The following is a 26,961-nucleotide window of genomic DNA, read 5'->3' on the forward strand; positions in this document are numbered from 1 at the left end:
ACAACTAACGAGGTGTTTAATTATACTTTATGTAATCAAACGGTTATTTGAACTTAAACATAGTTATTGCAAGAGGAGATAAGGTAATTTCTGCTGAATAATCTTTTCCGTTCCAAGATTGTTTTTTAACTGTTATTTCTTTTTTATTTAAAATGCCACTGCCTCCAAATTCTTTCGAGTCACTATTAAAAATCTCAGCAAGTTTTCCTTTTTTGGTTACACCAATACGATATTTTTCTTTTACAGCAGGTGTTAAATTACAGACTACAACAATATCGTTTTCTGAATTTTCTCCTTTTCTAATAAAAGATAATACACAGTTTTCATGGTCATCATAACTAATCCATTCAAACCCTTCGTTACTAAACCCTTTTTCAAATAAAGCTGGCGTGGTTTTATATAGTTTATTTAGTGTTTTATAGAAATTTTGAAAGTTTTTATGTGAGTCGTACTCTAATAAATTCCAATCTAAACTCCCTTGAAAATCCCATTCGGATTGCTGACCAAATTCGCCACCCATAAACAGTAATTTTGTTCCAGGATGGGTAAACATATAACCGTATAATAGGCGAAGATTAGCAAAACGTTGCCATTCATCACCTGGCATTCTTCCTAAAATAGATTTTTTACCGTATACAACTTCGTCATGAGACAGCGGTAGCATAAAATTCTCTGTAAATGCATAGGCTAAACTAAACGTAATATCATTTTGATGGTATTTTCTATAAATAGGGTCTTTACCAAAATATTCTAAAGTATCGTGCATCCAACCCATCATCCATTTCATTCCAAAACCTAAGCCACCTAAAAATACAGGTTTTGAAACCCCTGGAAATGCGGTAGATTCTTCGGCTATAGTTTGTACATCTGGGAAGGATTTATAGACTTCTTCATTTAATTCTTTTAGAAAAGCAATGGCGTCAAGGTTTTCTCTTCCACCAAATTCATTAGGCTCCCATTCGCCATCTTTACGCGAATAGTCTAAAAACAACATAGACGCTACTGCATCTACTCGTAAGCCATCTGCATGATATTGTTCTAACCAAAATACAGCATTGCTTATTAAAAACGATTTTACTTCGTTTCTGCCATAATTAAAAATTAAGCTTTTCCAATCTTGGTGATAACCTTTTCTTTTATCAGGGTGCTCATATAAGCATGAACCATCAAAGAAACCTAATCCGTGAGCATCTTCAGGGAAATGAGACGGTACCCAATCGAGAATAATTCCAATATCGTTTTGATGTAATTTATCAACTAAATATTTGAATTCTTCTGGATAGCCAAATCGTGATGATGGCGCAAAGTACCCTGTTAATTGATAACCCCAAGAAGGATCGTAAGGATATTCCATAATAGGCATCAATTCTACATGTGTAAAATTCATGTCTTTTACATAATTCACCAAATCATCAGCAAGCTCGAAATATGATAGAAACCTATCTTCTTCAATTTGTTTTTTCCAAGAACCTAAATGAACTTCGTAAACCGAATAAGGCGCATCTAAAGCATTATTCTTTTTACGTTTTTTCATCCATTTAGTGTCTTTCCATTTATAGGAATCGTCCCAAACTACAGAGGCTGTTTTAGGTGGATGCTCGCAACGTCTTGCATAAGGATCTGCTTTTTCAGAAATATAACCGTTTTGGTTTGAATAAATTTTGTATTTATATAAGTTGCCTTTACCAACATGTGGTATAAAACCTTCCCAAATTCCAGAGGAATCCCATCGTACATTTAGGTTGTAGTTTTCGCCATTCCAATAATTAAAGTCTCCAATTACAGAAACTTGTTTTGCGCTTGGTGCCCAAACAGCAAAATAAGTACCTTCTATACCATTAAGTGTTAAGGTGTGCGACCCGAATTTTTCGTATAAGCGGTAGTGTTTACCAGCTTTGAAAAGATTTATATCGAAGTCGGTAAAAAGACTATGATGTATTGTGTTAGACATATATTATATTACTGTACCATTAGGAATTATTGCACCTTTTTTTATCACAACTATGCCTTCTTTTATAGCATATGTACTTGTTTCGGTGTCTTCTAAATGCTTTCCTCCATTTATTCTCACATCATCACCAATGCAACAATTCTTATCTAATATGGTGTTTTTTATAAAGCATCTCGCACCAATACCAAGTGTGTTTATTTTTGGGTCTTCTACATCACTTAATGGTTGATAGTAATCGTTACCCATCATGTAGGTGTTAATTACTGTAGATTCATTACCAATTCTAGAACGTATACCTATTACAGATTTTTCAATTTTCCCCGCATTAATTATACACCCTTCGGCAATTACGGTTTCGTCCAATATAGTTCCTGCAATTTTTGTAGTTGGTAACATCCTTGCTCTGGTATATATACGCTTAGCTTTATCATATAAATCGAAATCTGGAATGCTCTTAGTTAATCCAATATTAGCTTCAAAGAAAGAGTCAATGTTTCCAATATCTGTCCAATAACCTTCATACTGATAACTTAATGTTTTGTGTTTATCTATGTTTTGAGGAATAATTTCTTTACCAAAATCTATAGTAGAATCATCGTCCATTAACTCAACTAATAATTCTCTACTAAAAATATAAATTCCCATTGAAGCTAAGTAATTTCTATTTTGAGATTTCATATCATCACTTACATCAGAGGTCCAATCTGGCAATAAACTAGCATCAGGTTTTTCTATAAACGAAGTAATAACATTATTTTCATCAGATTTTAATATTCCAAAAGAGGTGGCGTCTTTTGCGTTTACTGGTATGGTAGCTATAGATATTTTAGCACCACTTTCTTCGTGGGCTTTAATCATTTTGTCGTAATCCATTTGGTATAATTGATCACCAGAAAGAATTAATGCATATTTAAAATCATGTCTTAAAAAGTGATGCATGCTTTGGCGAACGGCATCGGCAGTACCTTGAAACCAGCCTTTATTATCAGGTGTTTGTTCTGCAGCAAGTACATCAACAAAGGCTGAACTAAAAAAACTAAAGTGATACGTATTTTTTATATGCCTATTTAACGACGCCGAATTAAACTGTGTTAATACAAACATGCGTTTTATATCTGCATTAATACAATTTGAAATAGGAATATCGACCAATCTATACTTTCCTGCAATTGGAACTGCTGGTTTTGATCTTTTCTCTGTTAGTGGATATAATCTTGAGCCTTGACCGCCTCCTAATATTATAGCTAATACGTCGTTGTTAATCATAGTTAATTAGTTTATAGAGTTATATAAATTGATGTATTGTTTTGCTGAAGCATCCCAAGAATGGTCTATCTTCATAATTTGTATTCTAGTTTTTTTGAATTTGGTTTGATTTTTATAAAGAGCTATGCCTCTTTCAATAGCATTAGTCATTTCTAAAACCGTAACGTTATCATGACAAATACCAAAACCGTTTTCTTCAGAAATATCTGTAACGGTGTCTTTTAAACCACCAATACTGCGTACAATAGGAATAGTACCGTAGCGTAAAGCATACATTTGGTTTAATCCGCAAGGTTCGACTCGCGAAGGCATTAGGAGGAAATCTGCTCCAGCATAAATAATGTGAGATAGTTTTTCATCGTAACCAATAAAAGCATTATACTGCCCTTTATATTCTTCTTTAAGGGTTTCTAATTGATTTTCAACATCCTTATTACCTGAGCCTAAAAGGAGTATAGAAATATTAGGATTTTTTAAAGCTATTTTAAAAGTTTCAGGAAATAAGTCAGATCCTTTTTCTTCTACCAATCTGCCTATAAAAGCAAATAGCGGTTTATTAATATCTAAATTAAATCGATCGCACAATTCTTTTTTATTTGCTTTTTTACCTGTTACAATAGTTTTTTGATTATAGTTTTTAATAATATAATTATCGGTTTCTGGATTCCAAACATTCCAATCTATACCGTTTAAAATACCAGAGCATTTTGCGCTTTCGTCGCTTAATAAACTTTCTAAACCATTTGCCGCTGTTTTTAATTCTTCCATATAACTAGGCGATACAGTAGTAACTCTCCAAGCACATTTTATAGCTGCTGCTAGTGGGTTAATATTACCACCCCAATCTAATAAACCAACATGATCAAAATTAAAAGTAGGTATTAAATTTACGTTATTATGCGAAAACCAACCTTGGTATTGAGCATTATGAATGGTTAAAATATTAGGTATTTTTCTAAAAGGCTCATATTTATAACTTTCTTGAAGCATAAAAGGAATGAGTCCTGTGTGGTGGTCATGGCAATGAATTATGTCTGGCAATGTTTTCCAAGTTAGCATCCAGTCTAAAGTTGCTATTTGAAAAGCTAAAAACCTATTCGTATCGTCAGAGGAATACACATAATCTTTAAACAATAGGTTTGGTACATCAACAAAAAACACATCAAAATCTAAAACATCCTTTTCTAGCTTTAAAATATTGAATTTATAAGTAGAATCGCCTAAGCTTAATTTAGATTTGAATACAGAAGTAAAAGTATTTTCTTTAGTAAATTTAACATCATAAAAGGGCATAATAACCTGAGAAGAAACTTCAGAATTGTTTTGATACTTTGGTAACGCACCAACAACATCTGCAAGTCCACCAACTTTGGCAACTGGGTAGCATTCTGCGCTTACATGAATAATATTCATTTAATAAATTTTGCGTATTTATAAACATACAAAATTATTACAAACTTTCTTTGTCTAAGCTAAATTTTTGAGGAAAATAGGGGTTTTTAAGTAATTAGCTATTAATATCTGTAAATTTTTAATGTTAACAATAAAATACATGCATTAATCGTAAATTTATAATAAATAAAAGGTAGTTTTTTACTTATTAACCAAAGATTAATCATTCAACTTCAAAACGGCCATAAATGCCTGCTGAGGTATTTCTACATTACCCACTTGACGCATACGTTTTTTTCCTTTTTTCTGTTTTTCAAGAAGTTTACGTTTACGTGAAATATCACCACCATAACATTTTGCTGTTACATCTTTACGAAGTGCTTTTATCGTTTCTCTTGAAATAATTTTAGCACCAATGGCAGCTTGAATAGGAATATCGAATTGTTGACGTGGAATAAGTTCTTTTAACTTCTCACACATTTTTTTGCCAATGTTTTGAGCGTTATCGGCATGTATTAAAGCAGAAAGCGCATCCACAGGTAGTGCGTTTAATAAAATATCTAAACGAACCAACTTAGAGGTTTTCATGCCTATTGGATGATAATCGAAAGAAGCATAGCCTTTAGACACCGTTTTTAAGCGATCGTAAAAATCGAATACAATTTCTGCTAAAGGCATTTCAAAGGTCAACTCAACACGTTCTGTTGTTAAATAGGTTTGATTTAATACTATACCTCTTTTTTCAATACAAAGCGACATCACATTACCAACAAAATCTGCTTTAGTAATAATTGTTGCTTTAATATAAGGCTCTTCCACGCGGTTTACAGTAGAAGGGTCAGGTAAATCTGAAGGGTTGTTTACTATAAAAGCTTCATCAGGATTTTTATTGGTAAACGCGTGGTACGATACATTGGGAACTGTAGTAATTACAGTCATGTCAAACTCGCGCTCTAAACGTTCTTGAATAATTTCCATGTGAAGCATGCCTAAGAACCCACAACGGAAACCAAAACCTAAAGCCGCAGAACTTTCTGGAGCAAATACTAAGGATGCATCGTTTAATTGTAATTTCTCCATCGAGTTTCTAAGCTCTTCATAATCTTCTGTGTCCACAGGGTAAATACCTGCAAAAACCATGGGTTTTACATCTTCAAAACCTTCAACAATGTTAGTGGTTGGGTTAGCAAAATCGGTGATAGTATCACCAACTTTTACTTCTTTAGCTGTTTTAATACCAGTTATTAAATAACCAACATCACCTGTTTTTACAGATTGTTTTGCTACTTGAGTTAATTTTAAAGTTCCAACTTCATCCGCATAATATTCTTTATCGGTGGCAACAAATTTAATTTTTTGTCCTTTTTTAATTTCACCATTAAATACTCTAAAATAGGTTTCTATACCTCTAAACGTATTGTAAACCGAGTCAAAAATTAAAGCTTGAAGCGGTGCATTTGGATCACCTTTTGGAGCAGGAACACGATCGATTATAGCTGCTAAAATATTTTCGACACCAAAACCTGTTTTTCCACTGGCATGAATGACTTCTTCTGGGTCGCAACCTAAAAGATCAACAATATCATCAGTTACTTCTTCTGGATTGGCGCTTGGTAAATCGACTTTATTAAGGACTGGAATAATTTCCAAATCGTTTTCTAATGCTAAATATAAGTTAGAAATGGTTTGCGCCTGTATGCTTTGTGCGGCATCTACAATAAGTAAAGCACCTTCGCAAGCAGCGATAGATCGAGAAACCTCATAAGAGAAATCGACGTGACCTGGTGTGTCAATTAAGTTTAAAACGTATTTTTCACCATTAAGTTCATAATCCATTTGTATGGCGTGCGATTTGATGGTAATACCTCGTTCACGCTCCAAATCCATGCTATCCAATAACTGAGCCTGTTGCTCTCTGGCGGTTACAGAACCCGTAAAATCTAATAAACGGTCTGCAAGCGTACTTTTACCGTGATCTATGTGTGCAATGATGCAAAAATTTCTGATGTTCTTCATAGTCAATAATCTTCATAAAAAGATTTTGCAAATATAGATGTTTTTATCTGGATATATTTATTGTTTTTAGTGTATAGATAGGCGTTTTCATAAATATTTAATTCATTTTCAATACTTTTGCAATCCAAAATATAATAGTGGTAAAAATAGATAACATAGAACTCCCTGATTTTCCATTGCTTTTAGCACCTATGGAAGATGTTAGCGATCCGCCATTTCGTGCCTTATGTAAAGAACAGGGTGCCGATGTGGTGTATACCGAGTTTGTATCGAGTGAAGGCTTAATTCGTAATGCTGCAAAAAGCGTTATGAAGCTCGATATTTACGAAAAAGAACGACCTGTTGGTATTCAAATATTTGGAGCGAATTTAGATAGCATGTTGCAAACCATAGATATTGTTTCGGCATCAAATCCCGATATTATCGATATTAATTTTGGTTGCCCCGTTAAAAAAGTAGTGAGTAAAGGTGCTGGCGCAGGTATTTTAAAAGACATCTGTTTAATGGAGCAACTGACTGCCGAAATGGTAAAACGCACCAATATTCCTATTACAGTAAAAACACGTTTGGGTTGGGATCACGACTCCATAAAAATTGTTGAGGTTGCCGAACGTTTGCAAGATGTGGGCTGTAAAGCCATCGCTATTCATGGGAGAACGCGTGCTCAAATGTATAAAGGCGATGCCGATTGGAAACCGATTGCCGCCGTTAAAAATAATCCACGAATGCATATCCCTGTGTTTGGAAATGGTGATATTACGTCGCCAGAAAAAGCCATGGAAATGCGTGATAGTTACGGGCTTGATGGCGCTATGATTGGGCGGGCATCTATTGGAAATCCTTGGTTTTTTAAACAAGTAAAGCACTTTTTTAAAACAGGCGAACATTTAGCGCCGATTAGTTTAGAAGAGCGTGTTGAAGCGGCACGCCGTCATTTACAAATGGCGATTGATTGGAAAGGTGAAATTTTAGGTGTTTTTGAAACTAGACGACATTACACCAACTACTTTAAAGGGATTCCGCATTTTAAAGAATACCGTATGAAAATGGTAACTAGCGACGACTCTAAAGATGTATTTGCTGCTTTTGATGAGGTGTTGGAAAAGTTTTCGGATTATGAGTTTACGGAGTAGTTTAATGTAAACTGTTAGTATATGATTTTATTCCGATTTTTTACGTTGCATTCTCAACCCTCTTTCTTTCAAGAAATCATTTATGTCAATGCACCTAATTCCGTTCTTTTTAGCAATTGCAGGGATCTTATTCAGTTTAATTTTACTTTCGTTTGTAATTAGAACGTAATTATGAGTTTTACAATAACCTAGTAAATAAGGGTCAGCTTCTTCTTTTCCTTGAGCTTGTTTCTTGGAATCTAAAAAACCTGTATTAAATTCTTCGTTAATTATTGGAATTGAGGCTGTAATGCTTGCTGTATCAGTTTTGTGGACTAAATGTTTCTTCCATTTACGAATCCACTTCTTAAGAAAATCTTCCTTTCCCTCATAATTATTTATCTCGTCTTCAACAAAATCAATTGTTCGAAAACATCCAATTGGAATTAAATCTTCTATTTCTTCCCAAATTGCTTTAAAAACAGGATTATCATACTTATAGGTATATTCAAGCATAATCAAAGCACTTGTATCTACAACGTAAATAGTTTCATTCTCATAAAAGTTTAACTCCATTTATCGAGAATTTAAAAGTTCGCGAGTTTTTGGAATATAAGAAAGTTTAATACCTAAAAAATCGGATAAGTCTTTGATGTCAATTCGGTTTTTGTCATATGCTGAAAATGCAAGAGAAATGTAACTTCTTCCTTTTTCTTTTATTGTTTCTTTTGCAATATTTCTGCCTTCTGGGTTTTTTGAACGACCAAAAGTTGGTTTGTTCCAAACTTCGTGTTTTTCATTATAATATTTCGATGTTGTCAATTTGTTTGTTAGAAGAGAACGCAAAATTGCCAAAGGACCAACATGGAAAAAATTTGATAATTCAATCAAATCTTTTTTTGCCCAAATCTTATTCTTTGATAATATATAATTTTGAACTATTTGACTGGAAAGTAAATCAGAAGCTGGAACTAATATTTCTGCAGCAAAAGCATTACACCATTTTTCAATTTCACTAACAGTTTTTATCGATAAGTCACAAAGTCCACCAGTATTTAATATTACGTGTCCTAACTCATGAAAAAGGGTAAATATTTTTGAAGTTGCTTTTTCTCCACCTCTTTTAATTCCTATGATTGGTATTTCTTCATCTACAATTGAAAACCCTCTTAATTTATCTTGAGTTAAACTCATTTGAAAAACTGCTACACCAAGTGATTCCACTTTTTCAATATAAGTATCAAGAATATCATTCATGTTGTCCAATTCTCTAACCTCATTCAAGTTTAAATCAAATCTTATTTTTTGAGCTATTTCTTCAATATCTGTCTCTAGGGTTGCAGAATAAGGGAATTTAGCAATCGATATTCCTGCCTCTGTTTTTAGTTCAATTAAAGATTGAGTAAAAGCTCTTGCTTTACGGACAGCCAAAATTGTCTTTTCATGAAAGTTTCCAATTTCTTTAGAATCAATTGTTCTTCTGTCTTTAGGAAGTGGTTTTTCTTTTGGGGGTTCTAACAACAGTAAAATTGCCAAAGTTCTTTTGTAAGCTTTTGCTAAAAGCTTAAGTTCATCCAAATTGGGGTGTTTTTCTCCACTTTCTAGTTGATTCAAGCGACGTAAGTTAATTCCAGTTTTTTCTACAACGTAATTTTTTGTTTGAGCAATAGATTCTCTTGCCCAAATCAAAACTTTACTATTTACTGGTATTTTATCTTTTTCCACCATTTAGTCAAATCTACAAATTTCGATTTAAACGATAAGATTTTTTTTTCGCATTAACCACAAAAAATAAAAATTAAGAAAGAGTTAAAGAATGAAGTCTGCATATTTGCCCGCGAGAAGGATTGATGCGGCATCCTTTTTGTTTTTTCACAAAAAGATATAGCGGAAAGCCTGTTTGCCATTTTTATGGCAACTCGCCCAAATAATTTAAGATTGTATTAGTTTTTTTGTCACTCGATTTGATGCTACTTTAGAGGCGATAATTCCTAAAACGGTGATTGTAAAAAACACAATCATAAAATTTTCTAGCAAGATGCTCATGGGGTAAGCCAAAGATGGCGTGATGGGCACGAGACCGAATGTTTTTTGGATTACGACAACCAATAGCGCGATTAATAAACCAATTATAGAGCCAATAATGGTCATGACCGAGCCGTGAATAAAGAAGATATTTCGGATTTTTTTTATGGTAAAACCTAAATTAAAAAGTGTTTTTAAGGATTGTTTTTTTTCTAAAATCATCATTATTATAGAGCCAATAACATTGAAAATCAATAACCCAGATACCAAGGTTAGCAGTAAATAAACCAGCAGGTTTTCGCTATTTAGCATTTTATATAAGGCATCGTTAAGTTGCGCTCGGTTTTTTATAACCACTTTATCGCCTAAAATGGCTTGAATGTTTTCTTTTGCTTTAAGCTCGTCTGCGCCTTTTTTAAGTTTAAATTCTATAGACGATATTTGATTGGGTTTGTAGTTTAAAAGGTTTTGCACCAAACCGATTGAAGCAAAAACGTAAGTATCGTTTAGGTTTTCGTTAATATCGAAAATACCAACATTATTCGCGTTAACGGTATTAAAGATATTTTCGATAGATGTAATTTGTCCTTTTCCGGGTTTGGGTACATATAAATTTATGGTTTTGGCATAATCTAAAACGCCAAAAGATAGGTTGTTAGAGATGCCCCAACCAACCACAATTTGGTTCGTTTTTTGATCGAGCCAACTACCTTGCGAGATTACAGAATCTATCGTAACTACGTTTTTAAAATTAACATCTACACCCTTTATGGTTGCTAAATAATTTTTGTCGTTTGAGGCTATAATAACACGTTCTTCAATAATTTTAGAGAATACTGCAATAGCATCTAAATCGTTTAATTTATTTAGGTCTTCGTCAGTAATAAAAAATGATTTTCCAACAGCAGTTTCAGCTTTTAAATCGGGGTCGACAACAGTAGAAAATTGTAGTGTAAAATCTTTTAAACCTGCAAAACCAGAAAGCACTATAAATAAAGATGCTGCACCCAAAATAATACCCAAAATAGCTATTTTGCTTATAATATTAATAGCATTATTACTACTTTTTGATCGTAGATAACGTTGTGCGATATAGAGTGAAACATTCATGCTTTAAATATAAATATAAGTTTTAATTTAAAGCATTTTGCTTTTAAGGGTTTTAAAAAAGATTATGATTTTTTTCGTTTGTCGAGAAAAGAAGGATTTTTTATTGGATTTTCTTCTCCTTTTAAGGATTTGTCGATTTGATCGATATACTCTAAAGAGTCATCAATAAAAAACTCCAATTTTGGCATGCGTCTTAATTGATGTTTGGTGCGTTGGGCTAATTCGTGCTTAATTAATGGTGCGTTAGATTTTATGCCTTCAATAAGTTCTTTGGCTTTATTATTCGGGAAAATACTTAAATACACTTTAGCAAACGATAAGTCGACAGTTACTTTTACCTTAGATACCGAAATTAAAATACCCTGCATACCGCCTTGTGTTGCAGCACGTTGTAAAACATCAACTAAATCACGTTGTAAAACAGATCCTATTTTTTTTTGTCTTTGACTTTCTTCTTCCAATTAATTAATTTTATAAGTCATTTATCTATTTATAAATGACTGTGTTATAAAAAACATCTAAAAAGATGTTCTGCTGCAAAAATAACGGTTATTTAAAGATTATCTTACTTTTTTATTTACGAAATTTGTATAATAGGTTAAATCGTAATCGAATAGCATCGATATAACCTTATTATAAAATGAAAAATATTTTTTTATGAATAAAATTGAACATATTGGTATAGCTGTAAAAAATCTTGATGATTCTAATAAATTGTTCGCCAAATTATTTGGAGAAACGCATTATAAAATGGAAGAAGTAGCTAACGAAGGGGTGAACACCTCTTTTTTTAAAGTGGGAGAAAATAAGATTGAATTGTTAGAAGGCACAAATGGAGATAGCCCAATTGCAAAATTTATTGCAAAAAAAGGCGAAGGCATACACCATATTGCTTTTGATGTGGATGATATTAATGCTGAAATTAAAAGGCTTAAAAACGAGGGTTTTAATGTTTTAAATGAAACACCAAAAAAAGGAGCCGATAATAAGTTGGTGGCTTTTTTACATCCAAAATTTTCAAACGGTGTTTTAATCGAGTTGTGCCAAGAAATACCAAATAAACATTAAAATAATCGATTAAATTCGTTTCTATTCCCTTTATATTTCAATATAAAATAAAAGTATAACTATTACTATGCTTATATTTTCTGTTTTATCTAAAGAAAATATAATTCAAATTTACTATCAATCATTTTAAAATTCATTTGGTATAAAAGGAATAATTTTTCTTGCTAACAATTAAAATAAGTAGTAATATTGCACTCCAATTTCGGTCCTATAGCTCAGTTGGTTAGAGCACCTGACTCATAATCAGGTGGTCCATGGTTCGAGTCCATGTGGGACCACTTTTAGAAATTGTAAAGCCTTGCAGAAATGTGAGGCTTTTTTTATGAGTTTAATCTTGCTTGATAAACGTCATTTTATAATCCGTTGAAGCTAGCTTCATAATCGTTTTAAAAATATATTCGCACACCTGTTTTTGTCCATTAATATTTATTAAATCAACCGTATCTTCTGGTGTATGGTATTGCGGATGTCCGCCTGTATGCATTCCTAAAACCGAAATGTCTTTTTTGTAAAACGATACATGATCCGATCCGCCAACAGAACCAGCATGCACAATTGGTGTTAAGTTTAACGATTCGCCTAAAGCTTGCATAAAATTTACGCCATCAGGAAATGTGCCTGCTCCTCCCATGTACACATGCTTATCCTTATTCATTCTTCCAACCATATCCATATTAATCATTAATTTTATTTGAGATAATGGTACTAGAGGGTTTTCAACAAAATATTTACTTCCTAATAACCCTTGTTCTTCGGCACCAAAAGCGATAAAAATAATACTGCGTTTTAATAAATGTTTTTGACTTTCTATTTTTTCGGCTATTTCTAATAACGCTGCTGTTCCGCTAGCATTATCATCGGCACCATAATGAATGGTATTCTTTTTGTCAGATTTTGATGATGGTCCACCCAAACCTAAATGATCGTAATGTGCACCCAAAACAATATATTCGTTTTTAAGTACAGTATCATTACCTTCAATAAAACCAACCACATTACAGGTTTTTACAACAGGTTTTTTAGCAATGCCTTTACTAACTCTTAATCTTGCTTTAAAGGGTTGCTTATATCCTAAATCAAAAGGCATAATGCTTATCTTTTTAAATTCCTTTTTTAAATATTTAACAACACGTTTGTTTGCTTTTCCTCCAGAATATCGACCTGCATTTTTTTCTGAAGTTAAAAACAAAAGGTGTTCTTTTAGTTCATTTTCTGTGATTTCAGATTGAGAAAACACATTAAAGTTAATACTTCCTAACAATAAAAATAAAAAGACCTTATTCATAAACCATTCTTTTTTAGAATCTCAAATATATAATATGTTACCTACAACTTTCATCCGTTTTGTTTATTTTTGAGGAATAAATTTATCGATCATGAAATAAGTATAACTAAAATTTTAAAGATCAAAACCGTTTTACTATGCGAATTACATTTGACAAATGAATTAAAATCAGATAAAAAATGAAAAAAATAATGCTTAATCTTTTAGTGCTTACCATCATTATGGCGTGCAAAAATGATAAGGAAGAAAAAAATGTTGTAGTTGTGAATTATCCTGAAACAAAAAAGGTAGATACTGTAGATACGTATTTTGATGTAGAAGTTAAAGATCCATATCGTTGGTTAGAGGATGATAGAAGTGAAGAAACCGAAGCTTGGGTAAAATCTCAAAATAAAAGTACTTATGCGTATTTAGATAATATCCCGTTTAGAGATGAGTTAAAAGACCGTCTGTCTAAACTATGGAATTACGAAAAAGTAGGTGCGCCTTTTATTGAAGGTGACTACACCTATTTTTCAAAAAATGATGGTCTGCAAAACCAAAATGTGTATTACAGGAAGAAAGGAGACGGTGAAGCCGAAATCTTTTTAGATCCGAATACATTTTCTAAAGATGGCACTGTTTCTTTAGGCGGAGGATTAAGCTTTTCAAAAGACAGTAACATGTTGGCATATTCTATTTCTGAAGGCGGAAGCGATTGGAGAAAAATTATTGTAATGAATCCTGAAACGCGAGACATTGTTGAAGACACGCTTAAAGATGTGAAATTCAGCGGTATTTCTTGGTATAAAAATGAAGGGTTTTATTACTCAAGTTACGATAAGCCTGAAGGTAGCGAGCTTTCTGCTAAAACCGATCAGCACAAAGTATATTATCATAAATTAGGTACACCTCAAAAAGAAGATGTTTTAATTTTTGGCGGAACACCAGATGAAAAACACCGTTATATATATGGCTCTGTAACCGAAGATGATAAATATCTAGTTATTACGCCACGTGTATCTACATCTGGTAACAAGCTTTATATAAAAGATTTATCTAATCCAGACAGTAAACTTGTAACCATTTTAGACCATACAGATAGCGACACTTATATTATTGAAAATGAGGGTGGCAAGCTCTTCTTGGTTACAAATCTAAATGCGCCAAACAAAAAAATAGTAACGGTTGATGCTTCAAATCCTGCCCCAGAACATTGGGAAGATTTTATTCCAGAAACCGAAAATGTTTTAAACCCTTCAACCGGAGGTGGATTTTTCTTTGCTAAATATATGGTTGATGCTATTTCTAAAGTAAAACAATATAATTATAAAGGTGAGCTAATACGAGATATTGAGCTACCAGGTTTAGGTACAGTAGGTGGTTTTGGTGGTAAAAAGAAAGATGCCGTTTTATATTTTTCATTTACTAATTACAATACACCTTCAAGTATTTATACATTCAATCCAGAAACGGGTAAAACCCAATCGTATTGGAAACCAAGTATCAACTTTAATAGTGATGATTTTGAAAGTAATCAAGTGTTTTATAAATCAAAAGATGGTACTAAAATACCAATGATGATTACTCATAAAAAAGGTTTAGAACTTAATGGTAAAAACCCAACTATTTTATATGGCTATGGTGGATTTAATATCAGTTTAACACCTTCATTTAGCATTACAAATGCCGTTTGGATGGAGCAAGGAGGCATTCTTGCTGTGCCTAATTTACGTGGTGGTGGTGAATATGGTAAAATATGGCACGATGCAGGAACACAAATGAAAAAGCAAAATGTATTTGACGATTTTATTGCTGCTGGTGAATATTTAATAGAAAATAAATACACGTCTTCAGATTTTCTAGCTATCCGAGGTGGATCAAATGGAGGCTTGTTAGTGGGAGCAGTTATGACACAGCGTCCAGACTTAGCAAAAGTAGCATTGCCCGCTGTAGGTGTTTTAGATATGCTCCGTTATCATACGTTTACTGCTGGAGCAGGTTGGGCTTACGATTATGGTACTGCCGAACAAAGCAAAGACATGTTTGAATATCTTAAAGGATATTCTCCTGTACATAATGTAAAAGAAGGTGTTGAATATCCAGCAACTTTAGTAACTACTGGTGACCATGACGATAGAGTGGTGCCAGCGCATAGTTTTAAATTTGCAGCTGAATTACAAAGCAAACAAACAGGAACAAATCCAACTTTAATACGTATTGAAACTGATGCTGGACATGGTGCAGGAACACCTGTTAGTAAAACCATTGAACAGTATGCCGATATTTTTGGTTTCACGTTTTACAATATGGGATTTGATGTGTTACCAAGTAAAACTAAAGAAAAGATAAAAGGATAACTTTGTGTCACACTGAGCGCAGTCGAAGTGTCTCATTATAAAGTAAATCAAAAAACCGTTCTTCTAAAAAGAGGAATGGTTTTTTATTATTTTTGCTCTATGCTTCAAGTTAAAAATATATCATTTTCATATAAAAAAACATCGGTTTTAAAAGATATTTCTTTTAAAGTAAATCAAGGCGAACATGTTTCAATAATAGGAGAAAGTGGCTCTGGAAAAAGTACACTCTTAAAATTATTATACGGTACTTATGATTTAAACGATGGTCAAATATTTTGGAAGGACGAAGAAATTCTCGGACCAAAACACAATCTTGTTATTGGTCCGGAATACATGAAATATGTCGCACAAGAATTCGAGTTAATGCCTTTTATTACCGTTGCTGAAAATATTGGTGCTTTCCTATCCAACTTTTATCCTGAAGAAAAGCAAAATCGCATTGATGAACTTTTAGAAGTTGTAGAACTATCCCATTTTAAAAACACCAAGGTTAAAGAATTAAGTGGCGGACAAAAACAGCGCGTAGCTTTGATAAGAGCTATTGCAAAGCAACCAGAAATCATTTTGTTGGATGAGCCATTTAGCCATATCGATAATTTTAAAAAACAATCTTTACGTCGAAGTTTGTTTAAACATCTAAAAGAAAAAAACATTACTTGTGTTGTAGCTACGCACGATAAACATGATGTATTACCTTTTTCAGATAATATGATTGTTTTACACGAGACTAAAATTATTGCAAACGATACACCACAACAATTATACGAAGAACCTCAAAACAAATTAATTGCTTCTTTTTTTGGTGAGTTTAATGTTATAGAAGGTGTCTTTGTTTACGCGCATCAACTTAAGGTAGTTAATAAATCTGATTTAAAAGTTATTATAAAACAAAGTTATTTTAAAGGTCATTATTATTTAATTGAAGCCGATTTGGATGGAGAAAAAATGTTTTTTGAAAGTGAATCTCTATATGATAAAAATAAAGAAGTATTTCTGGAGAAAGTATTATGAAACCTCTATTATCTCAAAACTACTTTCTCTAAAAACAATTGTATCTCCAACAGTTTTTCCTATTAATAATTTTCCAATTGGTGTGCTTGGTGAAATTGCATAAATTTTTTCAGAATTAATTTGAAATTCTCCTGCACTAATAGCAATGTAGTAATTAGCTTGTGTTGTGTAAACCACGCTTCCTAAACCAATAATTTTTGAAGATTTTGAAGTATCAATTTTAGAAAGTGCTTCTTTAACTTTTACAATTTCAGAGAGTTGCTTGCCCGCTTTTTCACGTTCTAATTGTAACATGGCGCGTCCGGTTTCGTGCTTATCGCCTGCACTACTTTTGGTTTCGCTAGTTAATGATTCTTGAATTTCGTTTATAGTTTTTTGAATCGTTTGAAAACGATTGTCAACAAACTCAAGACATTGGTTATATAATTTTTCTTTTATACTCAATTTTTAATTTTTAAAAGTGGACTCCTTCCCAATAGCTATCGCGATTCTAAGGAATAACAACCCTCACACTAAATCTGATAATTCTTTACCAACCAAACTACCAATGGCTACTCCCATGCCTCCAAGCCTAACACCGCAAAATACATGATTACTAAGTTGTTTTACAATAGCTTTTTTTTGTTTACCAACACCCATAATGCCGCTCCACCTATAATCAATATCAAAAGGGGTTTCTGGTAAAATGGTGATTTTTAAAAGTGCTTCTAATTTGTTTTGAATTAGTTCGGTTTGTTTTAATTCGGTGGTTTCTTCTGCTTTAAAATCAAGGTTTCGTCCGCCTCCCAATAAAATTCTGTCATCAATGTTTCTAAAATAATAATAGCCTTTATCTAAATGAAATGTGCCTTTAATCTGCAGATTTTTTATTGGTTTTGTTATTAATACTTGTGCCCGTGCTGGTTTTACATGTTCATTAAGTAACTGAGATGCAAAACCATTTGTTGCAATGAGTAGTTTTGAAGTTGAAAATTCAAATAGTTTTGTTTTTATTTTTACTGAATTATTATCTTCTAAAAACGCCTTAACTGTAACGTTGTTTAATATTTTAATATCTCTTGACAATGCTTTTTGAAGTAACGACTTCATCATTTTTCCAGTATCAATTTGCCCTTCAAACTGATTAAAAATGTACTGGTTTTGTATGTTTTTAAAATTGAAAATATTGCTTTTTAAACTGTACACTTCATCTTTAAAAATAGGTTTTAGCAAATTGTTGATACTTTCTTTTTTTGAAAGACAATCTTCAAATAATTCTGAATCTGCTTTTGTAAATAGCTCAAATCCTCCAAACTGTTTATAATTAATATTTGCATCACCCAAAGTCTGTCGTAAAAGTTGTAACCCATCAACTCGCTTTTTAACCAATGAGAATACCTCACATTCAGAGTGGATTTTTAAATCATCTAATATTTCGCTTAAGCTCCCAAAACAAGCAAAACCTGCATTTTTTGTGCTCGCGCCTTGAGGCAAAATGCCCTTTTCTAAAACAAGAATATTGGCTTTTGGGAAACGCTGTTTTAGTTGTAGCGCACAATTTAACCCCACAATGCCACTGCCAACAATAGTATAGTCTACATTAGTGAACCACGATTTAATTTCCCAATAGGATAATTTCAAAATATTATTTCTTTTCTAACTCTAAAGCTAGTTTTAAAGCTTCTAATTTTTCTGGGTGCGTTTCTGCTAAATTATATTGCTGCGCTCTATCTTCTTTTAAATTATACAGTTGATAAATGGTGTCTCTGCCAGTTTCTATATTTACCCATTTATTAACAATTTTACCTCCTTTATGTGGCGGTATTAAAACCCAACCGCCTTGTCTGTAAGCCATAATATTATTCTGACCTAAAATAAGTCCTTGCCGTCCTTTTGAAGATTTTCCTAAAAAGGCATCTAATATATTTTTACTGTCTGGTGTGGTGTTATCCTGCCCTGTTAAAGCCGCAAGCGATGCTGTAAAATCCATCTGCGAAACTAATGCATCTGATACTCCTGGTTTAATAGTGCCTTTCCATCTAATCATAAATGGAACATGTGTTCCAGCATCAAAAAGACTATATTTTCCGCCCCTAAGTCCGCCATGTGGAGTGTGTTTTCCTATTTTAGTAACAGCATCGTCTTTATAGCCATCATCTAATACAGGACCATTATCACTTGAAAATATGACTATCGTATTTTCAGAAAGCCCTAATTTATCTAATTCGTCTAAAAATTGACCAACAGCCCAATCTGCCTCAATAATTACATCACCTCTTGGCCCTAATCCAGAAGCTCCAACAAAACGAGGGTTGGGTACTCTAGGGACATGCGGTTGGTGCAGTGAATAGAACAAGAAAAAGGGGCTGTTTTTGTTTTTATTGATGTATTTGATAGATTCTTTTAAAAAATCATCGCCCATATTTTCATCAGTAAATAATGCTGATTTTCCGCCTTTCATATAACCAATTCTTGATATACCATTATGAATACTCATATCATGTCCATGACTTGGGTGCACTTTTAATAACTCTGGGTTTTCTCTTCCAGTAGGCTCACCCTCAAAGTTTTCTTGATAACTTACATAAATAGGGTCTTGAGTAGTTAAACCAACAACTTTATGATTTTCCACATAAACACTCGGCACCCTATCATTAGTAGATGCCATAATATAGGCGTAATCGAAGCCAATTTCTAACGGACCTGGTGCAATCTTTTTATTCCAATCCATATTAGCATCTCCTAACCCTAAATGCCATTTCCCTACAACTCCTGTTTTATAGCCTGCTTGCTGTAACATTGAGGGTAATGTTTGCTTTCCTAACTCGAAAAGCAAAGGCGCATTTCCTGGTAAAACTTGTGCTTTTTTTGTTCTAAAGGGATATGTGCCAGATAATAATGAGTATCTGCTTGGGGTACAAGTGGGTGAGGTTGCGTATCCGTTATTAAAACGAATCCCTTCGTTTGCAATTCGATCAATATTTGGTGTTAACAATTCTGTAGAACCATAACAACTTACATCTCCAAAACCTAAATCGTCGGCATAAATGATTACAATATTTGGATGATTTTGTTTTCTGTTTTCTATTAATTTTTTATTTGCTTCTTTCTTACAACTTAAAGAAATAAGTAATGTAAGTAAACTTAAAATATAACTGTGTGTTTTCATAAGGCATTAACTTTTGATTAAAATCAAAGATAAAAAAACTCCGAAATTACTTTCGGAGTTTTACTTTTTATTCTTCTATTTGCTTTTCCATTACGAAATCTTCCATAAACTTAGTGGTATAATTTCCTGCTAAATAATCTGGATGATCCATAAGCTGTCTGTGGAACGGAATGGTGGTTTTAATACCTTCTATAACAAACTCATCTAAAGCGCGTTTCATTTTACTAATAGCTTCTTCTCTAGTTTGTGCTGTTGTAATTAACTTAGCAATCATAGAGTCGTAGTTTGGCGGAATAGTATATCCTGCATAAACATGGGTATCTAAACGTATACCGTGACCACCTGGAGCATGTAACGTTGTTATTTTTCCTGGTGAAGGGCGGAAATCGTTGAACGGATCTTCTGCATTTATTCTACATTCTATAGAGTGTAATTTTGGTGTATAATTTTTACCAGAAATTGGCACTTTTGCTGCCACAAGAATTTGTTCTCGTATTAAATCGAAATCAATTACTTGTTCTGTAATGGGATGCTCTACTTGAATACGCGTATTCATTTCCATAAAGTAGAAATTACGATGCTTATCTACCAAAAATTCTACAGTTCCTGCTCCTTCATATTTAATATATTCTGAGGCTTTTACTGCTGCATCCCCCATTTTTTTACGAAGCGCAGTCGTCATGAATGGTGATGGTACTTCTTCTGTTAATTTTTGATGACGACGTTGAATTGAGCAATCTCTTTCAGATAAATGACAGGCTCTTCCTGTTGAATCGCCTACAACTTGAATTTCGATATGACGAGGCTCTTCAATAAGTTTTTCCATGTACATGTCGTCATTCCCAAATGCTGCTTTAGATTCTGTTCTAGCAGACTCCCAAGCATTTTGAAGGTCTTCTGGTTTCCAAACAGCACGCATACCTTTTCCGCCACCGCCAGCAGATGCCTTAAGCATAACTGGGTAACCCGTTTCTTTAGCTACTTTTTTACAGTCTTCAAAATCTTTTATAACACCTTCGCTTCCTGGTACACAAGGCACCCCTGCAGCCAACATAGTTGCTTTTGCATTGGCTTTGTCTCCCATTCTATCAATCATTTCTGGCGAAGCACCAATAAACTTGATATCATGCTCTTCACAAATTTTTGAAAACTTAGCATTTTCTGATAAAAACCCGTATCCTGGGTGAATGGCATCAGCATTTGTAATTTCTGCTGCTGCTATTATATTAGACATTTTTAAATAAGACTCGCTACTAGCTGGTGGACCAATGCAAACCGCTTCATCAGCAAATTTTACATGTAAACTCTCAGCATCGGCAGTAGAATACACCGCTACGGTTTTAATGCCCATTTCTTTACAGGTTCTAATAACACGTAATGCTATTTCTCCTCTATTGGCAATCAGTATTTTTTTAAACATAACTTTTAAATATTTAAAATATCAAATTCCAAATTCCAACAAATTGGGATTTGTTTCTTGGAATTTTAAATTTGGTTATGACGGATCTACTAAAAATAAAGGTTGATCGAATTCTACAGGCGAAGAATCGTCAACTAATACCTTAACTATCTTTCCTGAGACTTCAGATTCAATTTCATTGAAAAGTTTCATGGCTTCAATAACGCACAGTACATCTCCTTCAGCTATGGTTTGTCCAACTTCAACAAATAATGGTTTATCTGGTGATGGTTTTCTATAAAACGTTCCTATTATTGGTGATTTTATAGTTATATATTTAGAGTCTTCCGAAGTAGCTGATACTGGAGGTTGAGGAGCTGCTGGAGCACTAGCTTCTGCTATTACTGGAGCCACTGCTACTTGTGGAATTTGAGCAGCAGGTGCTTGATGTACAATAGTGGTATCTGATTCTGATCCTGTTTTGATAGTGATTTTTATATCATCCATCTCCAATTTAACCTCGCTAGCACCAGACTTGGCTACAAACTTAATTAAATTTTGAATTTCTTTAATATCCATAATTTTGCTTATTAGTTAGTGGTTATTTTTATGAATTATATGCCCATTTTAAATAAATTGAGCCCCAATTAAATCCGCCTCCAAAAGCGGCAAATATTAAATTATCTCCTTTTTTTAATTGCGATTCGTAATCGTTTAAAAGTAAAGGTAATGTAGCTGATGTTGTATTACCATACTTATGTATATTCATCATTACCTTTTCTTGTTCCAATTCTATTCTATTGGCAGTAGCATCAATAATACGTTTATTAGCTTGGTGTGCTACTAACCAGTTAACATCATCTTTACTTAAATTATTTCGCTCTAAAATTTTTACAGTAGCATCTGCCATATTAAATACCGCGTTTTTAAACACGGTTCTTCCTTCTTGAAAGGCACAATGCCCACCATTTTCTAATACTTCAGGTGTTATTGGGTAAGAAGAACCGCCGTATGTGGCTTGCAAAAACTCTCTGCCTGTACCATCACTTCTTAAGTATTCATCTTGTAATCCAAGGTTTTCTTGTGTTGGTTCAAACAAAACCGCTCCTGCTCCATCTCCAAAAATAATACAAGTTGCTCTATCTTTATAATTTATAATAGAAGACATTTTATCTGCTCCAATAAGTAGAACATTTTTATATCGACCAGATTCTATATAACTGGCAGCTACAGACATTCCAAATAAGAAACTTGAACATGCAGCATCCATATCAAATGTAAATGCATTAGTTGCTCCAATTTCAGAAGCTGTAAAAGCTGCAGTTGAGGCTGCTTTCATGTCTGGAGTTGCAGTGGCTACTATAACAAGTTCTATATCTTTAGGGTCTATACCTCTCTTTTTAATAAGATCTTTAGCTGCATTAATAGCTAAAAAAGAGGTGCCTTTGCCTTCGCCTTTAAGAATGCGGCGTTCTTTTATTCCTGTTCTGGTAGTTATCCATTCATCATTAGTATCAACCATAGTCTCAAGAATTTGATTGGTTAATACGTATTCCGGCACATATGCGCCTACAGCTGTAATCGCCGCTGAGGTTTTACTCATAACTTTATAGTTAATTCGACCAAAAAAACATTAAAATTGGACAAAAACGTTCAAAATTTCGTGAAAACTACTAAATTTTAGCTAAACAACACACAAATAATTTGTTTTTGTCTTTAAGAAAATACATATCATAAAAAAAACGCTCACATGTGAGCGTTTTATAATATGCATGCATAATTTTTATGCTACGTTTTCTACTTCTTCTGAGTTGTCAATTAAAACTTGACCTCTGTAGTATAATTTTCCTTCGTGCCAATGCGCTCTGTGATATAAATGAGCCTCACCTGTTGTTGGGCATGTAGCAATCTGTGGCGCAGTTGCTTTGTAATGTGTTCTTCTTTTATCTCTTCTTGTTTTCGAGATTTTTCTTTTAGGATGTGCCATTTTCTATATTTATTTATCCGTTAATAGTTTTTTTAATGTATTCCATCGAGGGTCAATTTCCTCGTTAGTGTCTTTTTTTTCTTTAAGCTTTGGACTTAATTCTTCTAGTTTTTCAAGTATTTCTGAATTTAACGTACCGTCTTCAATTCCAGGGTGTATACGTTTAACTGGTACCGCAAGTACAATTAATTCGTAAATATATTGTTGGATATTAACCTCGTAAGTTCCATGAGGAACGATAAGAATATCGATATTTTCATCGTTATACTCTTCACCAAATTTAACCACCAAATCAAATTCATTTTTAATAGCTTGATTAAATGGTTCGTTTGTTAAATCGCAATTAATATTAACATATCCTGAAGCTTTAAAATGTAATTCTAGTAATGTTGTTTTCTTTTCTAATTCAACATCAACTTGAATGTTTACATTGTTAAACTCTGCATACTCAAAATGCTCAAAGAACGCTTGTTCTATTTTATACTCAAAATGATGTTTCGCTACCTTTAACCCTACAAATGGAATTGTAAACTCTTTCAATGGCTTCATTATCACATCTATTTTGAGCCTGCAAATATATAACTTTTTTATTTACACAACTCTACTTATAAACATTTTTTTGTTTATATCTTTTTTGGTGCTTTTTTTAACGGATTTGAGGTAATTTCCTCATAATCAAATCTGTTTTTAAAAATCTGTATTGCAGTAAAAATAGCTTCTTTAAACGAGTTCTCATCTGCCTGTCCTTTTCCTGCAATTTCGTAAGCTGTACCGTGGTCTGGAGATGTTCTGACTTTGTTTAAACCTGCTGTATAATTAACACCCTGTCTAAAAGATAATGTTTTAAAAGGGATTAAACCTTGATCGTGATAGGATGCAATTATGGCATCAAAATTTTTATAGTTATTTGAACCAAAAAAGCTATCAGCTGCATATGGTCCATAAACAAGTTTCCCTTCCTCTTTAATTTTTTTAAGAGTTGGTCTTAAAATGGCATCGTCTTCATTTCCTATAACTCCATTATCACCCGTATGTGGGTTAATACCTAAAACGGCAATTTTTGGTCTTCTTATTTTAAAATCTTTCTCAAGAGATTTATAAACGGTGTTTATTTTTTTTACGATTAATTCTTCTGATATATGATTAACGATGTCTTTTACAGGAACATGGTCTGTTAATAAGCCTACTCTTAAAGTATTGTTTACCATAAACATTAAGCTTTCACCCTCTAATTCTTTGGCTAAATAATCGGTATGCCCTGGAAAATTAAATGTTTCAGATTGTATATTGTGCTTATTTATTGGTGCTGTTACTAAAACATCTATAGTATTATTTTTTAATGCCTCAGTTGCAGCTTGTAGCGATTTTATTGCAAATTCTCCAATCTTTGTATCTTCTTTTCCAAATTCAATTTTCACAGGTTCGTTCCAACAATTAAATACATTAACCTTTCCAATAGCTAATTGTTCTATATTATTAATGTTATTAAAATTTATTGTCGATTTAAAATGTGTTTTTAAAAAAACCATTGTTTTAGCCGAAGCAAAAATTACTGGCGTGCAGAAATCTAAAATTCTATTATCTTCAAATGTTTTTAAAACTATTTCGCCACCAATACCATTTAAGTCACCTATAGATATACCTACTATTATATTTTCTGCTTTCTTCATAAAAAATGACAACTTTTGTTCGTAATTTTGATGTTGCAAATTTAACCAAATAAACAGATAATATTATGTTTACAGGAATTATTGAAGATGTAGGTGTTATTACCAATTTAAATAAAGAATTAAATAATCTTCACATTTCAATAAAAAGTGCCATGTCATCTGAATTAAAAATTGACCAAAGCGTTGCTCATAATGGGGTTTGCTTAACAGTTGTTAGAATTAAGGATGATGAATACACGGTTACTGCAATTAAAGAAACATTAGACAAAACAAATTTAGAGACTTTAAAGATTAGTGATAAAGTAAACCTTGAGCGCGCCATGAAACTTGGTGACAGGCTTGATGGACACATCGTACAAGGTCACGTTGACCAAACAGCGGTTTGCACTGACATTAAGGAAGAAAATGGAAGCTGGATATTTACTTTTAATTATAATTCTAACCTCAACAATATAACTATTGAAAAAGGTTCCATAACTATTAACGGCACGAGTTTAACCGTTGTAAATTCTAAAGAGGATAGTTTTAGTGTAGCTATTATACCATATACCTATAAGCATACTAACTTTAATACTTTTAAAATTGGTACCGTTGTAAATTTGGAATTTGACGTTTTAGGAAAATACGTTACAAAACTTTTAGAATTGAACTTGCTCAATAATAAATAATTAGTCTTTTTAAAGGAGTTTTTTAGCACCATAAAATAGTGCAAAACAGGCACCAACAAATAAACCTCCATTAATTGGTAGACCTGGTGCTGGTGGTGGTAATGGCGGTGGTGGTGCAGGTGTGCCACTTCCTTGGGCAACACATACATAACTTATTAATACAAATAAGATTGAGGCAAATGTTCTTTTATTTTGTATCGTCATTGGTACGCAAATGTATGAAAAAAAGTGAGTTAGCAAAATAAATATGCAAATTTTCATAAAAAAACTATCTATGAAGTGTTTAAAATCATCGACAAAATACATCTTTTATATACAACTAACTAGTTGAAAAACGCACTTTTTTCTATAAAATTATATGAATTAAAAATGATCCCTCAATTTTTTTCCATAAAACAAATATATATATTTTAGAAAGAATAAAAAATTAAAATATAGGTTTGGTTTTTGTGTATTAAAATAAAAACAGTCCTTGTGAAATTACAAGGACTGTTTAATAATTATAATTTTTAGGTTAAAAACTAAACCAATTCATTTTCAATTAAATATTCTCCAATTTGTATAGCATTTGTTGCTGCGCCTTTTCGTAAGTTATCTGCAACAATCCACATATTTAATGTGTTTGGTTGTGTTTCGTCTCTTCTAAGTCTACCAACAAAAACATCATCTTTATCATGTGCATAAATTGGCATTGGGTAGGTGTTGGTATCTGGGTTGTCTTGTAAAACAATTCCAGGGGTTTCATGTAGCATTTTACGAACATCAGACAAATTGAAATCATTTTCAAACTCCACATTTACAGATTCTGAGTGTCCGCCAGATGTTGGAATTCTAACCGCAGTTGCCGTTATAGAAAAAGTTTTATCGTTAAATATTTTTTGAGGCTCGCGAGCCAATTTCATTTCTTCTTTAGTATAGCCATTGTTTTCAAAAACATCGCAATGTGGTAATGCGTTTCTTCCAATAGGGTAAGGATAAGCCATTTCACCTTTAATTCCAGTAATTTCGTTTTCTAATTGTTTAACTGCTTTAACACCTGTACCAGAAACCGATTGATAAGTTGAAACAACTACACGTTTCATTTTATATTTTTTATGAAGAGGTGCTAATGCCATAACCATTTGAATGGTTGAGCAATTTGGATTAGCAATAATTTTATCGTGTTTAGTTAATTCGTTGGCATTAATTTCTGGAACCACTAATTTTTTAGTAGGATCCATTCTCCAAGCTGAAGAATTATCAATAACCGTTGTGCCGACTTCTGCAAACTTTGGCGCCCATTCTAAAGAGGTGTCGCCACCAGCAGAAAAAATAGCAATTTCTGGTTTTGCAGCAACTGCATCTGCTAAGCTAACAATAGTATGTTCTTTATTTTCATAGGTTAGTTTTTTCCCCACAGAGCGTTCTGAGGCGACTAACAATAATTCGGTAATAGGAAAATTACGTTCTGCTAATACTTTTAGCATTACTTCGCCAACCATTCCTGTGGCGCCTACAACAGCTACTTTCATGTG

At 32.9% G+C, this 26,961-nt stretch carries 25 protein-coding genes and 1 tRNA gene; 6 read left to right on the forward strand and 20 right to left on the reverse strand.

Annotated features, from left to right (window positions below):
* Window positions 1–43 precede the first annotated feature (43 nt).
* The 4 genes from glgB to lepA form a co-directional block, all read right to left on the reverse strand.
* Window positions 44–1,951, reverse strand: coding sequence for a 1,4-alpha-glucan branching protein GlgB (glgB, locus tag RG22_RS08535; protein WP_034042457.1), 1,908 nt, complete (start codon window positions 1,949–1,951; stop codon window positions 44–46).
* Between the two features lie 3 nt (window positions 1,952–1,954).
* Complete coding sequence (locus tag RG22_RS08540) at window positions 1,955–3,217, reverse strand: glucose-1-phosphate adenylyltransferase (protein ID WP_034042460.1); 1,263 nt, start codon at window positions 3,215–3,217, stop codon at window positions 1,955–1,957.
* A 6-nt stretch (window positions 3,218–3,223) separates the two neighbouring features.
* Complete coding sequence (locus RG22_RS08545) at window positions 3,224–4,630, reverse strand: glycogen synthase (RefSeq protein WP_034042462.1); 1,407 nt, start codon at window positions 4,628–4,630, stop codon at window positions 3,224–3,226.
* Window positions 4,631–4,828: 198 nt separating this feature from the next.
* Window positions 4,829–6,625, reverse strand: coding sequence for a translation elongation factor 4 (gene lepA / locus RG22_RS08550; protein ID WP_034042465.1), 1,797 nt, complete (start codon window positions 6,623–6,625; stop codon window positions 4,829–4,831).
* Window positions 6,626–6,762: 137 nt separating this feature from the next.
* Here lepA and dusB point away from each other — a divergent pair, with 137 nt between their 5' ends.
* The gene (gene dusB / locus RG22_RS08555; protein ID WP_034042467.1) at window positions 6,763–7,758 is read left to right on the forward strand and encodes a tRNA dihydrouridine synthase DusB; all 996 of its coding nucleotides are present in this window, start codon (window positions 6,763–6,765) and stop codon (window positions 7,756–7,758) included.
* A gap of 27 nt (window positions 7,759–7,785) precedes the next feature.
* Here the strand turns inward: dusB and RG22_RS08560 are convergent, their stop codons facing one another.
* From RG22_RS08560 to rbfA, 4 genes are all read right to left on the reverse strand, one after another.
* A complete protein-coding gene (locus RG22_RS08560) occupies window positions 7,786–8,313 on the reverse strand; it encodes a DUF4411 family protein (protein ID WP_034042469.1) in 528 nt (175 codons plus the stop codon).
* Window positions 8,314–9,465 (reverse strand): ImmA/IrrE family metallo-endopeptidase, encoded by a 1,152-nt coding sequence (locus RG22_RS08565; RefSeq protein ID WP_034042471.1) that lies wholly within the window; start codon window positions 9,463–9,465, stop codon window positions 8,314–8,316.
* A 204-nt stretch (window positions 9,466–9,669) separates the two neighbouring features.
* The gene (locus RG22_RS08570) at window positions 9,670–10,872 is read right to left on the reverse strand and encodes an ABC transporter permease (RefSeq protein ID WP_034042473.1); all 1,203 of its coding nucleotides are present in this window, start codon (window positions 10,870–10,872) and stop codon (window positions 9,670–9,672) included.
* Window positions 10,873–10,934: 62 nt separating this feature from the next.
* Window positions 10,935–11,333 carry a 30S ribosome-binding factor RbfA gene (rbfA, locus tag RG22_RS08575; RefSeq protein WP_034042475.1) on the reverse strand — a complete coding sequence of 133 codons (399 nt, stop codon included), beginning with the start codon at window positions 11,331–11,333 and terminating at the stop codon, window positions 10,935–10,937.
* Between the two features lie 196 nt (window positions 11,334–11,529).
* On the opposite strand from rbfA, the gene mce reads away from it, so the two are divergent.
* Together mce and RG22_RS08585 are read left to right on the forward strand one after the other, a co-directional pair.
* Window positions 11,530–11,940, forward strand: coding sequence for a methylmalonyl-CoA epimerase (mce, locus tag RG22_RS08580; RefSeq protein WP_034042476.1), 411 nt, complete (start codon window positions 11,530–11,532; stop codon window positions 11,938–11,940).
* 204 nt (window positions 11,941–12,144) lie between these two features.
* Window positions 12,145–12,218, forward strand: a tRNA-Ile gene (locus tag RG22_RS08585).
* Window positions 12,219–12,268: 50 nt separating this feature from the next.
* Here RG22_RS08585 and RG22_RS08590 read toward each other — a convergent pair.
* Window positions 12,269–13,225, reverse strand: a complete 957-nt coding sequence (locus RG22_RS08590) for a M28 family metallopeptidase (protein ID WP_034042477.1) — start codon at window positions 13,223–13,225, stop codon at window positions 12,269–12,271.
* Between the two features lie 179 nt (window positions 13,226–13,404).
* Here RG22_RS08590 and RG22_RS08595 point away from each other — a divergent pair, with 179 nt between their 5' ends.
* Both RG22_RS08595 and RG22_RS08600 read left to right on the forward strand, forming a co-directional pair.
* Window positions 13,405–15,564, forward strand: coding sequence for a prolyl oligopeptidase family serine peptidase (locus tag RG22_RS08595; protein WP_034042478.1), 2,160 nt, complete (start codon window positions 13,405–13,407; stop codon window positions 15,562–15,564).
* A gap of 99 nt (window positions 15,565–15,663) precedes the next feature.
* Entirely contained in the window at window positions 15,664–16,575 is a 912-nt protein-coding gene (locus RG22_RS08600) for an ABC transporter ATP-binding protein (protein WP_034042479.1), read from the forward strand.
* Here the strand turns inward: RG22_RS08600 and RG22_RS08605 are convergent.
* The 9 genes from RG22_RS08605 to pdxA all read right to left on the reverse strand — a co-directional run bounded on the left by RG22_RS08605 (window position 16,570) and on the right by pdxA (window position 24,779).
* Window positions 16,570–17,019 (reverse strand): GreA/GreB family elongation factor, encoded by a 450-nt coding sequence (locus RG22_RS08605; RefSeq protein ID WP_034042481.1) that lies wholly within the window; start codon window positions 17,017–17,019, stop codon window positions 16,570–16,572. The two genes, RG22_RS08600 and RG22_RS08605, sit on opposite strands and share 6 nt — an antisense overlap.
* A 63-nt stretch (window positions 17,020–17,082) precedes the next feature.
* Window positions 17,083–18,195 (reverse strand): NAD(P)/FAD-dependent oxidoreductase, encoded by a 1,113-nt coding sequence (locus tag RG22_RS08610; RefSeq protein ID WP_034042482.1) that lies wholly within the window; start codon window positions 18,193–18,195, stop codon window positions 17,083–17,085.
* 4 nt (window positions 18,196–18,199) lie between these two features.
* Entirely contained in the window at window positions 18,200–19,723 is a 1,524-nt protein-coding gene (locus RG22_RS08615; RefSeq protein WP_081997697.1) for a sulfatase family protein, read from the reverse strand.
* Between the two features lie 67 nt (window positions 19,724–19,790).
* Entirely contained in the window at window positions 19,791–21,143 is a 1,353-nt protein-coding gene (gene accC, locus RG22_RS08620; protein WP_034042484.1) for an acetyl-CoA carboxylase biotin carboxylase subunit, read from the reverse strand.
* A gap of 75 nt (window positions 21,144–21,218) precedes the next feature.
* Window positions 21,219–21,701, reverse strand: coding sequence for an acetyl-CoA carboxylase biotin carboxyl carrier protein (gene accB, locus RG22_RS08625; protein ID WP_034042485.1), 483 nt, complete (start codon window positions 21,699–21,701; stop codon window positions 21,219–21,221).
* A gap of 28 nt (window positions 21,702–21,729) precedes the next feature.
* Window positions 21,730–22,725, reverse strand: coding sequence for a beta-ketoacyl-ACP synthase III (locus RG22_RS08630; protein ID WP_034042487.1), 996 nt, complete (start codon window positions 22,723–22,725; stop codon window positions 21,730–21,732).
* Between the two features lie 180 nt (window positions 22,726–22,905).
* Window positions 22,906–23,109 carry a 50S ribosomal protein L32 gene (rpmF, locus tag RG22_RS08635; RefSeq protein WP_034042489.1) on the reverse strand — a complete coding sequence of 68 codons (204 nt, stop codon included), beginning with the start codon at window positions 23,107–23,109 and terminating at the stop codon, window positions 22,906–22,908.
* A 9-nt stretch (window positions 23,110–23,118) separates the two neighbouring features.
* A complete protein-coding gene (locus tag RG22_RS08640) occupies window positions 23,119–23,658 on the reverse strand; it encodes a YceD family protein (protein ID WP_034042491.1) in 540 nt (179 codons plus the stop codon).
* Between the two features lie 74 nt (window positions 23,659–23,732).
* Complete coding sequence (gene pdxA, locus RG22_RS08645) at window positions 23,733–24,779, reverse strand: 4-hydroxythreonine-4-phosphate dehydrogenase PdxA (protein ID WP_034042493.1); 1,047 nt, start codon at window positions 24,777–24,779, stop codon at window positions 23,733–23,735.
* A gap of 65 nt (window positions 24,780–24,844) precedes the next feature.
* Between pdxA and RG22_RS08650 the strand changes: the two genes are divergently transcribed.
* Entirely contained in the window at window positions 24,845–25,447 is a 603-nt protein-coding gene (locus tag RG22_RS08650; RefSeq protein WP_034042495.1) for a riboflavin synthase, read from the forward strand.
* A gap of 9 nt (window positions 25,448–25,456) precedes the next feature.
* Here the strand turns inward: RG22_RS08650 and RG22_RS08655 are convergent, their stop codons facing one another.
* Both RG22_RS08655 and RG22_RS08660 read right to left on the reverse strand, forming a co-directional pair.
* Window positions 25,457–25,651 carry a hypothetical protein gene (locus tag RG22_RS08655; protein WP_034042497.1) on the reverse strand — a complete coding sequence of 65 codons (195 nt, stop codon included), beginning with the start codon at window positions 25,649–25,651 and terminating at the stop codon, window positions 25,457–25,459.
* 317 nt (window positions 25,652–25,968) lie between these two features.
* Entirely contained in the window at window positions 25,969–26,958 is a 990-nt protein-coding gene (locus RG22_RS08660) for an aspartate-semialdehyde dehydrogenase (RefSeq protein WP_034042499.1), read from the reverse strand.
* Window positions 26,959–26,961 lie beyond the last annotated feature (3 nt).

Origin of the sequence: Wocania ichthyoenteri Th78 (assembly GCF_000789235.1) — a bacterium.
In the GTDB taxonomy this organism is placed as follows: Bacteria; Bacteroidota; Bacteroidia; order Flavobacteriales; family Flavobacteriaceae; genus Wocania_A; species Wocania_A ichthyoenteri.